Source organism: uncultured Paraglaciecola sp. (genome assembly GCF_913058035.1).
Classification (GTDB): domain Bacteria; phylum Pseudomonadota; class Gammaproteobacteria; order Enterobacterales; family Alteromonadaceae; genus Paraglaciecola.
This window is the reverse complement of record NZ_CAJXPA010000120.1, coordinates 1-14,564: the sequence shown is the minus strand read 5'-3', so window position 1 is coordinate 14,564 and position 14,564 is coordinate 1. Positions and strand designations below refer to the sequence as shown.

Genomic DNA, 14,564 nt, shown 5'->3' with positions numbered 1-14,564 from the left:
CGTCAGAAGTTTATAAGAGACAGCCCCATATCGACATAACCAAAGGCCGCGCCCGCTCTACCAGGATTAACGTTAAGACAAACACCTGTGTTGCCTTCACGGCAGTTTCTGCAACGTCCACAGGCGATATTAAAAGGCACAGAGACAATGTCACCCAGCTCAAGATATTCTACATCGCGGCCCATCTCTACAACCATACCGGTTATTTCATGGCCTAACACTAAACCCGGTTGGGCTGTAGTCCGGCCCCTAACCATATGTTGATCGCTACCACAGATATTGGTTGTGACAACTTTTAAAATAACACCGTGATGACAGGAACGGTTGCCTATAGCGAGCTCTGGATAAGCAATTTTTTGTATCTCAACGTTGCCTGGTCCAGTATATACCACGCCACGATTTGCATGATTTGAAGACATAACTGACTCTCTTTTTTGGTTAATGTTACAAATTTGTTACTGTAATTTAAGCCTTGTAAGGGGCCATGACATTTCCATTCAAGACCAAAAGATGTCTAATAAAGACACTGAGAGAGTATTTATGTCGAATTTATAAGCAGATTTGTGGTTGAGAAAGCTAGCAAATAAGCCTAATAAGGAACCTGATTTGGCATTATTTGTAAGGGGAAAAATGCCATGAGTGGCTGACCAGAACACCCTAATGTGCCTCTTTTATTTTCACCTATTGACAGTAGTCGATTTTGTGACTTGTTGAACGTTATAGTCTGTTTGTGAAGTGAAAACTTGCTTCATGATTTATAATGAAGATAGCAACATTCAATACCGATGTTTAGGTCTTTATGTTGCCAATGAACAGTGATTTTGTTTTCATTATCCACAGAAAAAAGCCGCAACTACGAATCATTTTGCAAAAACCACCGTTTTATTTTCGTGTAAAAAAATGCGCTTTTCAATATGATATTGTACCGCCCGAGCTAGGGTTAAGCATTCTATGTCACGCCCTGTTGCCGCTAAATCTTGTGGGTAGTAGCTATGATCGATGGTTTTTACTCCCTGACTAATAATGGGGCCTTCATCTAATTGGTCACTCACATAATGGGCGGTTGCGCCAACCAGTTTGATACCTTTTTCGTAAGCCTGATGATAGGGTTTTGCACCTTTAAAGCCCGGTAATAATGAATGATGAATATTGATTGCCCAACCCGCTAGTTTTTGACACATCCCGTTAGATAATATTTGCATGTACCTCGCAAGTACCACTAAATCAGTATCAAATTGCTGCACTATTTGCCATATCTGTGCTTCTTGTTGGGCCTTCGTATCATTAGTAATAGGAAAGTGGTAATACGGAATATTGTGCCAAGTTGCCAAGTCTTTACAATCAGGGTGATTGGAAATAATCGCTTGAATATCGACGGCTAAACTACCAATTCGCCAGCGATACAGCAAATCGTTGAGGCAATGATCTTGTTTGGACACCATTATCACAACCTTGGGTTTATAAGACTTAGGTGATAATTGCCACTCCATAGAAAATTTTTCGGCTCGCGGAGCAAAACCTGTCGTAAAGCTTTGACGATCAAACTCAGCTTCACTATCAGGACGAAATTCAATACGAATAAAAAACTGTTCTTTATCCGTATCATCAAAGGAATGAATCTCAGTGATATAGAATCCGTGTTGATAAAGATAACCGGTAACCACATCTACTGTGCCGGGTAGACTCGGACAACTGGCAGTAATGATCTGTGTTTGAGCACCTTGCTTTAGGTGACTATTGAACGGTGACATATTTGCTCCTTGAAACTAGGATCTGCAGTTGAACAGGTTCTGAGGTGAGCCACATAAAACTTCAATATTTATATAAATCAAATATACCTATTACCTGCAGCGTTCATTTGTGATGCTTAGGTTGAGTGCTGTGGTAAACAGACATGTGCTACAGGATAACGCTGAGTCCATACTCTTTACTACTTTGTTGCAACCATAACCAGACGTAATCAGCAAAGCTGCGACGAATTATTAACTGGAAATCCTGTTCCCCTGTGCGCCTTATATGAGCAGACGATTTAGCTAATGCTGTGCCAATTACCTTATTGATTGGAAAACTATCTAAATGTAGATCATAACCTATGGATTTTTGTAAAAGCTGGAGACAATCTTTACCACTTATCTCTAACATAGTCTGCGCACCACTGATGTCAGATACTGCAAAATGTCCGCTAAGGGATTGTCTTAACTTATCTTCTACTGCTGCTTCAGAGCCTCCTTCAACGATGAGCAACCACTCATCAGGTGATAACCACATGATTGTAGTGTTGGCATTTTGGGTAGATGAACAGGGTTGTAAGGGGAGATCTAGATCTAAGACGTATTTTACCCCGTTTAAAAAATCTAGATTATTAGCATTACCCCGTAAATTTAAATGACCAAGTAATTTTGCCTCGCGTAAAATCACTCCGCCCTCAATATTTAACGCCGCCAAGCTTGAAAAATCTGCATGGTGTAAGGGGGATTCTAGTGTGACTAAATTAGACATTTTGACGTGCTCCTTTGGGATCATAAAAAACTGAACTACATATTTCAGCTTCCACTGTCGTACCATCAGCTAAAGGCAAAAATACGGATTGACCTTTGCGTTCGATGCCGCCTTTTATCACAGCCAGGGCGAAGGAGTAGCCTAAACAAGCACTGAAATAACTAGAGGTAACATGTCCAACCATGGTCATTGGGATAGCTTGATCTTTTTCAAAAACAATTTGCGCACCTTCGGGCAGGACGAAATTAGGGTCTTTGGGTTTTAGTCCAACCAGTTGTTTGCGATCGTTGCGTTGATTGTCTATGCGGGTCCACGAACGTTTGCCTAGATAACTAAATTCCTTTTTCTTACCCACGACCCAATTCATATCGAGATCCTGAGGCGTCACTGAACCATCAGTATCTTGTCCAATAATAATAAACCCCTTTTCGGCTCGCAATACGTGCATGGTCTCGGTGCCATAAGGCGTAATATTGAATTCTTTTCCTGCCGCTATAACTGCTTCCCAAGTATGCAGACCATAATTAGCTTGCACATTGATCTCAAAAGATAACTCACCAGTGAATGAGATACGGAAAATTCTCGCCTTTACCCCGGCAACTTGTGCCGGGATCCAACCCATGTATGGGAAGGCTTCATTGCTGACATCGGCCGAGGTGATTTTTTCTAAAACCTTGCGGCTGTTAGGACCAGAGATGGTCATGGTCGCCCAATGATCAGTTACAGTACTAAAATACACTTCCATTTCAGGCCATTCAGTTTGGTGCCATAGTTCTAACCAGGCTAATACGCCTGGGGCTCCACCTGTGGTGGTCGTCATTAGAAAACGGGATTCGTTTATGCAAGACGTTACGCCATCGTCAAACACCATGCCGTCCTCTTTACACATGACACCATAACGACACTTGCCAACCGCCAGTTGACTCCAAGGATTGGTGTATATGCGGTTTAAAAATTCTCTGGCGTCCTTGCCTTGAATGTCTATTTTACCCAAAGTGGATGCGTCTAATATACCTACGCTATTGCGAGTGGCTAAACATTCTCGGCGCAGTGTTTGCTGCATGGTTTCGCCAGGATGAGGGAAGTACCAGGGTCGTTTCCATTGACCCACATCCTCAAATTCAGCACCATTGACTAAATGCCAACTATGCATGGCAGTAAATCGAGCTGGGTCAAATAATTGTTTTACATCACTGCCTGCCAATGCACCAAAGGTAACGGGTGTATACATGGGACGAAAAATGGTGGTACCGGTCTCAGGTATCGTTTTACCCAGGGATTTGGCCGTGATCGCCATACCGTTGATATTACCTAGCTTACCTTGATCTGTTCCAAAGCCTAAAGCGGTATAACGTTTTACATGCTCTATAGATTCAAAGCCTTCACGATTGGCCATCTCTATCCCAGCAGCGGTAACATCGTTCTGATAATCTACAAACTGTTTAGGGGCGCGACTGGTGGGTTTAAAGTGGGGTATATGAAATAGCGCCATTGGTGCAGATTCAGAAAATTCATCTACTGCAGGTGATATGTTAAGGTGATCGTCAAAATCGTTGCCGTGAACTTTCCCCGCTTCTTTTGCCGCTATTGCGCCGCAGCTAAAACCGTCTTTCAATACATCAGATAGATTATAGACACCCTGTAAACCGCCACATGCATGTTGTGCCTGCACCGTTTTTCCGGGTACAAAACCCTGAACGTCGTCACGCCATACGGGCCTGCTGCCAGTATGGGAAGATAAATGGATCACCGGACTCCAGCCGCCAGAGCTGGCGACGGTATCGCAAACATAACTAACTGTTGCGCCAACCACTTTATCAGCGGTGTCGTTTAGTTTTGCAACCTCCACGGATTTAACTCGCTTACTGCCCTTAACGTCGATAATGGCATGGCCAAATACAATATTGATCCCACGCTGCAATGCCTTTTTAACCATGTCGCCATCGGAGCTAGCACGGGTATCAACAATCAATGCGACCTTTCTGCCGGCGTCATGCCAATCTAAGGCGGCTTTGTAGGCATAGTCATTGGTTGTCATTAGGGCTAAGGTTTTGCCGGGTACGACAGCATAGCGATTAATATAAGTGGAGATTGCTGAAGCTAACATACAACCAGGCACATCGTTATTGCCATATACTAGAGGACGCTCGTGAGCGCCTGTGGCTAAAATAACCTGTTTGGCCCGCACTTTGTGTAAACGTTGGCGGGTGCCGTTATGATCCAGTTCGCCTACATGATCGCTGCGGCGTTCATTTATGCCAATATAATTATGATCAAAATAGCCAAATACTGTACTGCGTGGTAGCAAGATGACATTTTTATTCTGGGCCAATTCACTTATGGTCTTGTCTATCCAGACTTGTGCCGTCTGGCCGTCGAGTAGCTGTCTGGTGCACAATAAGCTGCCACCCAATTCATTTTGTTCGTCAGCAATAATAACCCTTGCGCCAGCGCGGGCGGCTGACAACGCAGCTGACAAACCTGCCGGGCCTGCACCGACGACCATTACGTCACAATGATGATGCAACTTATCATAGCTATCTGGATCCGGTAATTGAGGACTACAACCTAAGCCTGCACCTTTACGAATAATTTTTTCATATGACATCCACATGGATTGGGGAAACATAAACGTTTTATAATAAAAGCCTGGTGGCATTGCTGCGCCACCTACTTTACCCACCGCCCCCATCAAATCGAAATCCACGTTCGGCCAACCATTGGTTGAGTGGCACTCTAGGTTTTTATACAACTCAGTCTGTGTTGCCCGGGGATTAGGGATGGTGGTGGCTTGAGTTGAACCCACTTGGAAAATAGCGTTTGGCTCCTGAGCATCAGCGGTGACAATGCCCCGAGGGCGACTATATTTAAAACTTCTGCCGACCACATCTACACCGTTAGCTAATAACGCAGAGGCTAGGGTGTCACCCTCAAAACCTTGATAGGTTTTGTTATTAAAAGTAAAAACTAAGGTTTTTTGCCGATTGATACGGCCACCATTATCGATACGGTTTATCTGTTTCATTTTGTATCCTCAGCACTGATACTGGGCTTTAAGCCCATCTTGTAGGTTTCCATGATCTGGTACGTTACCGTATGCCGCGTCATATTAAAAAACTTGCGACAACCGTGGCTATGAACCCACATTTCATGATGTAGACCACGAGGATTTTTTCGGAAGAACAAGTAACTTGCCCACTGTTCATCGCTGAGTTCCTCAGGTGCTTTTGGACGCACAATGTGTGCTTCGCCTACAACGTTAAACTCTTCTTCTTCACGATATTCTTCGCAGTAGGGACAATGGATATGTAACATGCTTAAAACTCCCGTACTTAGTGCGCAACACCGGCAGCGCCGTGTTCGTCAATTAATTTACCCGAAGTGAAACGGTCAATGTTAAAGGCTTTGGCCAGAGGGTGAGGCTCATCTTTAGCAACGGTATGGGCAAATACCTGTCCCGAGCCTGGTGTGGCTTTAAAGCCACCGGTACCCCAACCACAATTGAAATACAGTCCGTTAATGTGGGTTTTAGAGATGATTGGGCAAGCATCGGGACAGGTATCAACCACCCCTCCCCAAGCACGATTAAGCCTGACCCGACTGAATATGGGAAACATTTCAATAATGGCCGCAATGGTATGTTCCACAACATTAAATGAGCCCCGTTGACCATAACCTAGGTAGCTGTCGATACCCGCACCAATAACAAGGTCGCCTTTGTCCGACTGGCTGAGATAACCATGGACATGATTAGACATCACTACCGTGTCGAGTATGGGTTTAATAGGTTCAGATACCATGGCTTGCAGAGGATGGGACTCTAAGGGTAAATCTATGCCCACCATCTTGGCCAAGGTACTAGAATTACCAGCTGCAACACAGGCAACTTTATTCGCAGAAATAAACCCACGGTTGGTTTCTACGCCGCATACCGCGCCTTCTTTGCGACGAATACCAGTTACTTCAGTTTGTTGCAATAAGTCGACGCCTAAGGCGTCGGCAGCACGAGCAAAACCCCAAGCAACGGCATCGTGCCGTGCCGTGCCACCGCGGGCTTGCCAAGATGCCCCCATAACCGGATAGCGCGCGTTTTTGGAACAATCTAGAATGGGCACCTTCGCTTGTACTTGAGCGTTATTGAGTACTTGTGAATCAATACCATTGAGGCGATTAGCATTGACCCGCCGCTCTATGTCACGCATATCTTGCAAACTATGGCCGAGATTCAAGACTCCCCGTTGGCTAAACATGAGGTTATAATTGAGCTCTTGGGCCAAACCTTCCCATAATTTTAACGAATGTTCGTACAAGTGGGCGGCTTCGTCCCATAAATAATTGGAACGCACAATAGTGGTATTTCGCGCCGTATTCCCACCGCCAAGGTAGCCTTTTTCAACCACAGCAATATTGGTTAAACCATGCTCTTTTGCCATGTAATAAGCAGTCGCCAAACCATGACCACCGCCACCCACTATCACCACATCATAATGTTTTTTAGGCGTGGGATTACGCCACACTTGTTGCCAGTTTTCGTGATGAGTCAAGGAATGCTTTAACAATCCGAACCCCGAGTATTTTTGCATGGTAGACCCTTTTCTTAATTGCCTAGGGCAATACTTATTTGTTTATCAAACCCAATTTGTCTGGTGGCGATGTGTTTATTAGCTATAAACAGGATGCGCGTCACACAAGGCCAGCACTTTATCCCGCACTGAATGGATGGTCCCTTCGTTGTTTATGTCGTCTAAAATATCGCAGATCCAGTGGGTCAATTCAGAAACTTGCTCGACACCGAAACCTCTGCTGGTGACAGCTGGCGTACCAATACGTAAACCACTGGTAACAAAGGGTGATTGAGGATCGTTGGGTACAGAGTTTTTGTTAACCGTAATGTTCGCCCGGCCCAATGCGGCATCGGCGTCTTTACCGGTGATCCCTTTGTCGATAAGATCTAACAGGAACAAGTGGTTGTCAGTCCCCCCTGATACCACGTTAAAAGCCCGCTGCTGAAAAACGCTTGCCATGGCACGAGCATTATCGATAACCTGTTGTTGATAGGCAATAAAGTCTTGTTGCATCGCTTCTTTAAAGGAGATGGCTTTGGCTGCGATCACATGCATCAAAGGTCCCCCTTGGCCCCCCGGGAATACCGCTGAATTAAACTTTTTCTCGAGCTGTGCATTGTGCTTTGCCAAAATTAATCCACCACGAGGCCCTCGTAGGGTTTTATGGGTAGTCGTTGTGACAACATCGGCGATAGGGACAGGATTAGGGTAGAGCCCTGCAGCCACTAAACCAGCAACATGTGCCATATCAACGAACAACCAGGCGCCCACGCTGTCAGCGATATCCCGGAAGCGCTGCCAGTCAACCACACGAGAATAGGCAGAAAATCCGGCAATAATCATTTTAGGTTTATGTTCTTGTGCCAGCTGTGCAACTTGTTGGTAATCTATTTGGCCGGTATTTTCATCTAGTCCATATTGAACAGCATGATACATTTTGCCCGAAAAACTCACCTTGGAACCATGGGTTAAATGGCCTCCGTGGGCTAGGCTCATACCCAACACCGTATCACCAGGCTGTAATAGCGCCATAAACACCGCAGCATTCGCCTGGGAGCCTGAATGAGGTTGGACATTGGCATAATCTGCAGAAAATAACGTTTTGGCGCGGTCGATGGCTACTTGTTCGACTATGTCGACATGTTCACAGCCGCCGTAATAACGTTTACCCGGATAACCTTCGGCATATTTGTTAGTCAACTGTGTTCCTTGCGCCTGCATCACACGGGCACTGGTATAATTTTCTGAAGCAATGAGTTCTACATGATCCTGTTGGCGTTTTTCTTCGCTAAGGATAGCTTGCCATATTGGTTCGTCAAAACCGGCTATTTGATCATTTTTGTAAAACATTGTGCCATCTCCAGCGCCTGAAAAGGCCCAGTTGTAAAGTGAATAAGTTTCATAAAAAGCAAATTAAAATTGGTGTCAGTGGTTATGCTGTTTTCTGCTTCGAACACTTCTCTTGGCATGCAATGGCCTGACCCATTGATCCGAATGGTAGCCCTCGTTCACTTAGCCAATAGTTCTGCTAACGCCACACTTGCGACTATTAGCGACATTTTTTCCTGTTTAGAAATGTCGCTAAATAATCAGAAAAATTAAAATTATTTCTCTCGACACAGGTCACAGTGTCTGGGGAGTCTTCTAAGAAAGGCGGATTAGCTGAAAAACGAAAATACCTAGCCAAAGCTATGGGTGTTGCGACTGGGCGGGAAAAACAAAAGCTCAGCACAAAGAACGCAGAGTGCACATAAAAAAAATGATTGGCTGATTGGAGTGGCAGCTACGTTAATACTTCGGGGGTTTATACCCAAGTGAACCCTGCATATCGATGTCACTTGGGTATATACTTAATATTCGATAGACACATCGCTTTGGGGAATGCTGCAGCAGCTAAGAATAAACCCTTCTGCTTCATCTTCTTCGGTGATCCCACCATTGTGTGACATTTCTACTTCTCCCGCGGTTTTTTTAACAATACAGGTTCCGCACATGCCCATCCCACATCCTTTGGGTATGTGTAGACTCAATAATGCGGCGGCGGCATGTACCGTCTGACCGGGTTTTATTTTTATCGATTTTCCGCTATGACTAAATTCGATTTGCAGCAGATCTTCATGAACAATTTCCAGATTAGCATTATCATCAGCTTGCTGTTCTGCATCCAATAGCGCGGCTTCCGGCGGCGCACCAAAACTTTCTTCATGGTATTTAGCCATGTCAAAACCCGCAGCGATAAGCATATTTTTCACGGCGGTCATATACGGCGGGGGGCCGCAACAAAACACAGTTCGCTCCATGAAATCTGGGGCCATAATATCAAGTTTTTTGCGGTCAAAAAAACCTGTATAACCGCTCCAGCTTTCGCCGTTCTCAACGTGTTCACAGATAAAATTCAAACTAAAGTTGTCGATCCGCGAATCAACAAGTTCAAGTTCACGGCGATAGATGATGTCTTTGGGTGTGCGTGCGCTGTGCACAAACATCATGTCAACGTTGGTATTGGTGTCATACCACCACCTTGCCATCGACATTACTGGGGTAATACCCACACCACCGGAGAGCAGCAATACCTTATCGTCAAAAATGTCGATGCAGTTAAAACGCCCCACGGGACCATGCACCGCCAGTAAATCCCCTGGCTTTAAATTATCATGCATCCAATTTGATACTTGCCCATCTGGAATGCGTTTGATGGTCACTGAAAAACTATAAGGTACGGATGGGGAGGAGGAAATAGTATAACTGCGTAACACCTGCTGGCCATTAATTTCCAATTCAAAGGTGACAAATTGACCTGGTTTAAAAAAATGCATGATCGGCGTTGTCGAGCCAAAACAGAAGGTACGCACGTCGGCCGTTTCATAGACAACTTTTACGCACTGGACTTCATGGCGACCATTGGCCCAACTTTGCGTGTTGATTGTGGTAAGAAAATCATCGCTCATGGTGATGGTATCCGGATTATTAAGCTTGGTTCTCTGCAGAATATCTAATAGTAAGGGTCAGGTAACTTTGTCAAAAACGACATGGCTATAACCAATATCACCCGCAACAGCAAAAGCAGCAAAATAAAAAGTGCCAAAATAAGTTTTAATTTACATTGTAGGTCGGTATTACACTGCAATTTTGTCGCTTTTGGAAAAGCTAGACTCACAAAGAGACTGCAAAATTCCATTATCAGTTTAGTGAGCTAATGTCGATCATGCACAGCATAAATAATATAAAAATGTACTGTATTAATAACCACATCAATTGGTTTTCAATGATGGCAATAAGGAAATATAATGACTGATTTAAAGCTAAAACTTGATTCGACTTTGTTATTAAGCCCGAGTGAGACGATGGTTGGATGTCTAAAAACCCACCCGGTTAATTATTCATTGCCTCAGCCCTTTTATACTGACCAACATTGTTTTGATGTTGAGATGAAACAGATTTTTCAAAAAGAATGGCTTTTTGTCGGTTTAACTTGTGAAATCCCCGCTAAAGGTAATTATATTTCGCAACAAATTGGCAGTAATCCAATTATGATAGTCCGTGGTGATCAGGGCCAGGTCAGAGCCTTTCATAATGTTTGCCGCCATCGTGGCTCGAAGTTGTGTCAGGCCAAACAGGGTAAAGTGGCCAAACTGGTGTGCCCCTATCACCAATGGACCTATGAGCTGGATGGTACATTGCTGTATGCAGGTGGAGAAATGGGCAGTGATTTTGATAAATCAAAATTCGGTCTACACCCTATCAATTGCAAAACTGCTGGTGGTTATATTTATGTTTCCTTGAGTGACAATCCGATTAATATCGACGCCTATTTCGATGATCTGGCCCGTTATCTCGAACCCTATGATCTTGACAATGCCAAAGTTGCTGTTGAAAACACTATATTGGAAGAGGCTAACTGGAAATTGGTGATTGAAAATAACCGGGAGTGTTATCATTGTGACGGCTCTCACCCCGAATTATTAAGTTTTATGTTGGAGTGGGACGACACTGAAGATCCCCGATCCAGTGATGAATTCAGGGCCCAGGTGGCCGCTAAACAAGCACTTTGGGAGGCAGAAAAAATTCCGTATGAACATGTTTCTCATGGCCACGGTTTGCGAAACCGCATCGTGCGTATGCCACTCAAAGAAGGCGCAGTGGCTATGACAGTTGATGGTCATGCAGCCTGTAGCAAATTAATGGGACGGATTAAAAATCCAGATTTGGGTTCTATGCGAATTCTGCATTTACCCAACTCATGGAGCCACGCCCAAAGCGATCATTTGGTTGTTTTTCAGGTTAGACCGGTAGGTCCTCTACTGACCGAAGTCACCACCAAATGGGTGGTACGTAAAGATGCAGTTGAAGGTCTTGATTATAATATAGATAGGCTAACGTATGTGTGGAATGCAACCAATACCCAAGACCGCATTTTAGCAGAGAATAATCAGCGAGGCGTTAACTCCATGGCTTATCAACCTGGGCCTTATTCAGAAACCTTTGAGTTTGGCGTGATCAATTTTATTGACTGGTTTAGTGATGCAATGCAGAAAAATATTGCGGCTGAAAAATATTGCGGTTGAAAGTACTCATTAAACAATACCAGAAGCCTCATTTATGCAGTGACAATGACGTATCCTTCTATTGAGTGATACGTTATAAATGGAAAAAGTACCCGCGCTTAGACGCCTCTGTGGTAAGAGCCAGCATTTTTATATTGGTGTGGTTATTCATGAAAACACTGTCTTTACCACAGAGGAAAAATGAGTATCTGAGAAACGGAATATGGATACATAAAAGAGTACGTTGGCATTAGTTTTGCTCAGTACCATACAGCCAAGAATGAGCCATTGCGGTCATAGCGGTGGCATGACAAAACTGATCTTGATGATGTCGTTTGCCACCGTTCGAGAAACTGCTGTGTTTTAAAATCAAATGAGGGCGAAAGTGGCCGCTTAATTGAGTGGCTCAAATCCACTATTTTGGTAGTTGCACCACTGTACAATAAATTAATTTTGCTACGGCCCCATCTATTACTCATAGCTGAAAGTGCACCCGCGAAGAAAGTAAGTTGAGGGATTGAACCTGAGTATTGTGAAGTAAGCAATTTGGCCCTTTTTCTTTGATGATTGGGATGGGGCGGTATTCTTGTAGTGCAAGAGTTTACAGAGAGTCAGTGTCTGAGCTCTCACTCCTCACCTCTCACCTCTGTATCGCCCTTTTTAGAGTAGTCATTTTGCCTAACCCATACCTCGCATCCGTTGATGGTTTATGTGGCGTTTAAAATTATTCATCATTTGCTCGGCACCGGCTGCATAACAAAAATGTTTTTCAAATTCAGTGGTGAGACAAAGCCATTGCTCAGCATCTAAACCCAAGCGCGAAAGAATGGGGCTGTGTTGATGCTCTTTATGTCCTACTTTATCTACGTCAACATGTACATGATGACTCATCACGGCATAAGCGCATATATCTATTGCATACAGCGATGACAGGTACAACAAACGCTCTTCAACCCATCCCCGCCTGTGCTCATAACTCTAACCAGAATAACTATCTACAGTGCGGCTGTCGCACCACACAATAATGAACGACGCACACAACGGGATATGCAGTGGTAATAAGGTGTATCCGACAAACACACCAGACTCGCTCGTTTTTGGGTCATGGGGCACCCACTTATGTCACTAAAGGTAACTTAAAATATAGAACTGTTCATAAAACAACCAAATTATGTTGGGTGTCCTTTTAAATTATATTTTGGTGGTTTGGTGATAATCAACATCCAATCGCTGTTTGATGCCTTGTTCTGACCCTGAATAGCTCATCGCCTGACAAGACGCGACATATTGACGCGGTATATTGAACTTTATTTAGCCCAGGCTTGTGGTCTAAAAAATGTTGATAGAAACTAATTACCCCGTGGATTTCGGTATTGGATTGGTTCAGTGTAGTAGCAATCATAGGTACAATTTCGGGTGAAAGATAAATCAATTCCTCTTGGGCCTCATGCAATATAGGCAGCAGAGCACCGGGCTGAGTTTTATGGTACTCAAGTTGGTCATGTATTTTATGGATATCAGTGCCACTGATTGTGCTCATAGGTATCGATCACATCATGGCTTTATATGTCCACCTTAATGCCAATAGCATAGGTTACATCTGAATGATTGAGACACGCACATAACCAATTGAGACATAGCAACTCAGACGCTTGTAAAGTTACTAGATAAAAAGATCACTTTATATTAAATGATGTCGTTTGAAGTGCTAAAGTAGTCGTTATTGGGACAATGAAGAATGCGTTATTTAAACAATATCAATCGCTAGACTCAGTGTTTAATACGCAGTGTATATTTGATTAATAATGACTAATACGCGACATTTATTTGTAATAATGACAAGGTATTGATTTATGGCATCCGCGACACATACATATGATGATAAAAGCAATAAAACTCAACATATCGGTTTTTTATTGCAAGCCAACTTTACGATGATGGCACTGTCCTCGGCTATAGAACCGCTGCGCATGGCTAATCAACTTTCGGGAAAAACATTATATGTCTGGACCATGATCAGTGAAGATGGCAACTCAGTGACGGCCAGCGATGGTTTAAGTGTAAATGTGGATTGTGGTATTGATAAACAGAGTCTTTATGACGTAGTTTTGGTTTGTGGGGGGATTGCGATTAAAGATACCATCACCAAGTTGACGCTTAACTGGTTGAACTACTTATCTCGTCATAAAGTTATCTTAGGTGGGATCTGTACAGGTAGTTACTTATTGGCTAAGGCTGGGTTGTTGGACGGTATCAAATGCACCATACACTGGGAACTCTTAGCCAGTTGGCAAGAAGATTTTCCTAATATCGATAGTACTAACCAGCTGTTTACCATCGACACAAATCGTTGGTGTAGTTCAGGTGGCACGGCGCCAATGGATTTAATGTTATGCCTTATTGGCAAGGCCCATGGAAAAGCGCTGCAAATCGCCATTTGTGAGATGTTTGCCCATGGACATGTGCGTGATGAATCAGAGATGCAACGCATCCCACTGCAACATATAATTGGCGCAAATCAATCCAAGTTACAAGAAATTGTCCATTTAATGGAGGCTAATATTGAAGAAATCTTAAGTCTCGATGAGCTAGCCTGTTACGTGAGCCTATCCAGACGCCAGCTTGAACGTTTATTTCAACGATACCTGCAGTGCTCACCTCATCGCTATTATTTGCAAATACGTTTAACGCGTGCACGACAGCTGATAAAACAAACCAATTTGTCCATTATCGAAGTGGCGATTTGCTGCGGTTTTGTGTCGACGCCACACTTCAGTAAGTGCTATCGCAATACCTTTAAAATCCCACCGAGAGACGAAAGATTTAACCGCGGTTCTAAAATTTCTCTTCTATACATCTGATGCTGCATCCGAAGAGGATATAGTAGTTTTTTGTGTTCTCCTTTCCATTGAGCACCACACACGCCTCAGCTTCCATACTTCACATTACAACATGA

The 14,564-nt window shown here is 43.8% G+C and carries 11 protein-coding genes and 2 pseudogenes; 3 read left to right on the top strand and 10 right to left on the bottom strand.

Annotation, left to right across the window (positions count from 1 at the left end; translation table 11 throughout):
• Nucleotides 1-23: 23 nt before the first annotated feature.
• From QZ562_RS14775 to glyA, 7 genes and pseudogenes are all read right to left on the bottom strand, one after another.
• Nucleotides 24-419 (bottom strand): annotated as a pseudogene (locus QZ562_RS14775) (alcohol dehydrogenase catalytic domain-containing protein); the annotation flags it as partial.
• Between the two features lie 441 nt (nt 420-860).
• Nucleotides 861-1,751, bottom strand: a complete 891-nt coding sequence (gene purU / locus QZ562_RS14770; protein WP_293761651.1) for a formyltetrahydrofolate deformylase — start codon at nt 1,749-1,751, stop codon at nt 861-863.
• Nucleotides 1,752-1,899: 148 nt separating this feature from the next.
• Nucleotides 1,900-2,499 (bottom strand): sarcosine oxidase subunit gamma family protein, encoded by a 600-nt coding sequence (locus QZ562_RS14765; protein ID WP_293761649.1) that lies wholly within the window; start codon nt 2,497-2,499, stop codon nt 1,900-1,902.
• The gene (locus QZ562_RS14760; protein ID WP_293761647.1) at nt 2,492-5,524 is read right to left on the bottom strand and encodes a sarcosine oxidase subunit alpha; all 3,033 of its coding nucleotides are present in this window, start codon (nt 5,522-5,524) and stop codon (nt 2,492-2,494) included. The genes QZ562_RS14765 and QZ562_RS14760 overlap by 8 nt, the downstream gene beginning before the upstream one ends.
• A complete protein-coding gene (locus tag QZ562_RS14755) occupies nt 5,521-5,814 on the bottom strand; it encodes a sarcosine oxidase subunit delta family protein (RefSeq protein WP_293761645.1) in 294 nt (97 codons plus the stop codon). The genes QZ562_RS14760 and QZ562_RS14755 overlap by 4 nt, the downstream gene beginning before the upstream one ends.
• Before the next feature lie 17 nt (nt 5,815-5,831).
• Nucleotides 5,832-7,082 (bottom strand): sarcosine oxidase subunit beta family protein, encoded by a 1,251-nt coding sequence (locus tag QZ562_RS14750; protein WP_293761643.1) that lies wholly within the window; start codon nt 7,080-7,082, stop codon nt 5,832-5,834.
• Nucleotides 7,083-7,160: 78 nt separating this feature from the next.
• Nucleotides 7,161-8,414 (bottom strand): serine hydroxymethyltransferase, encoded by a 1,254-nt coding sequence (gene glyA, locus QZ562_RS14745; protein ID WP_293761641.1) that lies wholly within the window; start codon nt 8,412-8,414, stop codon nt 7,161-7,163.
• A gap of 84 nt (nt 8,415-8,498) precedes the next feature.
• On the opposite strand from glyA, the gene QZ562_RS14740 reads away from it, so the two are divergent.
• Nucleotides 8,499-8,666: a hypothetical protein gene (locus QZ562_RS14740; RefSeq protein WP_293761639.1), complete on the top strand. Its 168-nt coding sequence runs from the start codon at nt 8,499-8,501 to the stop codon at nt 8,664-8,666.
• A 248-nt stretch (nt 8,667-8,914) separates the two neighbouring features.
• On the opposite strand, the gene QZ562_RS14735 is transcribed toward QZ562_RS14740, so the two are convergent.
• Nucleotides 8,915-10,012, bottom strand: coding sequence for a hybrid-cluster NAD(P)-dependent oxidoreductase (locus QZ562_RS14735; RefSeq protein ID WP_293761637.1), 1,098 nt, complete (start codon nt 10,010-10,012; stop codon nt 8,915-8,917).
• A 339-nt stretch (nt 10,013-10,351) separates the two neighbouring features.
• Between QZ562_RS14735 and QZ562_RS14730 the strand changes: the two genes are divergently transcribed.
• Nucleotides 10,352-11,629 carry an aromatic ring-hydroxylating dioxygenase subunit alpha gene (locus tag QZ562_RS14730; protein WP_293761635.1) on the top strand — a complete coding sequence of 426 codons (1,278 nt, stop codon included), beginning with the start codon at nt 10,352-10,354 and terminating at the stop codon, nt 11,627-11,629.
• Between the two features lie 657 nt (nt 11,630-12,286).
• Here the strand turns inward: QZ562_RS14730 and QZ562_RS14725 are convergent.
• Both QZ562_RS14725 and QZ562_RS14720 read right to left on the bottom strand, forming a co-directional pair.
• A pseudogene (locus QZ562_RS14725) lies at nt 12,287-12,714 on the bottom strand (hypothetical protein).
• A 110-nt stretch (nt 12,715-12,824) separates the two neighbouring features.
• Nucleotides 12,825-13,148, bottom strand: a complete 324-nt coding sequence (locus QZ562_RS14720; RefSeq protein ID WP_293761633.1) for an NAD(P)H-dependent oxidoreductase subunit E — start codon at nt 13,146-13,148, stop codon at nt 12,825-12,827.
• Nucleotides 13,149-13,461: 313 nt separating this feature from the next.
• Here QZ562_RS14720 and QZ562_RS14715 point away from each other — a divergent pair, with 313 nt between their 5' ends.
• Complete coding sequence (locus QZ562_RS14715; protein ID WP_293761631.1) at nt 13,462-14,469, top strand: GlxA family transcriptional regulator; 1,008 nt, start codon at nt 13,462-13,464, stop codon at nt 14,467-14,469.
• The last annotated feature ends 95 nt before the right edge of the window (nt 14,470-14,564 follow it).

Coding starts and splice junctions, on each gene's coding strand:
- QZ562_RS14715 (WP_293761631.1), top strand. CDS start 13,462: ATGGCATCCGCGACACATACATATGATGATAAAAGCAATAAAACTCAA.
- QZ562_RS14740 (WP_293761639.1), top strand. CDS start 8,499: ATGCTGTTTTCTGCTTCGAACACTTCTCTTGGCATGCAATGGCCTGAC.
- QZ562_RS14720 (WP_293761633.1), bottom strand. CDS start 13,148: ATGAGCACAATCAGTGGCACTGATATCCATAAAATACATGACCAACTT.
- QZ562_RS14735 (WP_293761637.1), bottom strand. CDS start 10,012: ATGAGCGATGATTTTCTTACCACAATCAACACGCAAAGTTGGGCCAAT.
- glyA (WP_293761641.1), bottom strand. CDS start 8,414: ATGTTTTACAAAAATGATCAAATAGCCGGTTTTGACGAACCAATATGG.
- QZ562_RS14730 (WP_293761635.1), top strand. CDS start 10,352: ATGACTGATTTAAAGCTAAAACTTGATTCGACTTTGTTATTAAGCCCG.
- QZ562_RS14755 (WP_293761645.1), bottom strand. CDS start 5,814: ATGTTACATATCCATTGTCCCTACTGCGAAGAATATCGTGAAGAAGAA.
- purU (WP_293761651.1), bottom strand. CDS start 1,751: ATGTCACCGTTCAATAGTCACCTAAAGCAAGGTGCTCAAACACAGATC.
- QZ562_RS14750 (WP_293761643.1), bottom strand. CDS start 7,082: ATGCAAAAATACTCGGGGTTCGGATTGTTAAAGCATTCCTTGACTCAT.
- QZ562_RS14765 (WP_293761649.1), bottom strand. CDS start 2,499: ATGTCTAATTTAGTCACACTAGAATCCCCCTTACACCATGCAGATTTT.
- QZ562_RS14760 (WP_293761647.1), bottom strand. CDS start 5,524: ATGAAACAGATAAACCGTATCGATAATGGTGGCCGTATCAATCGGCAA.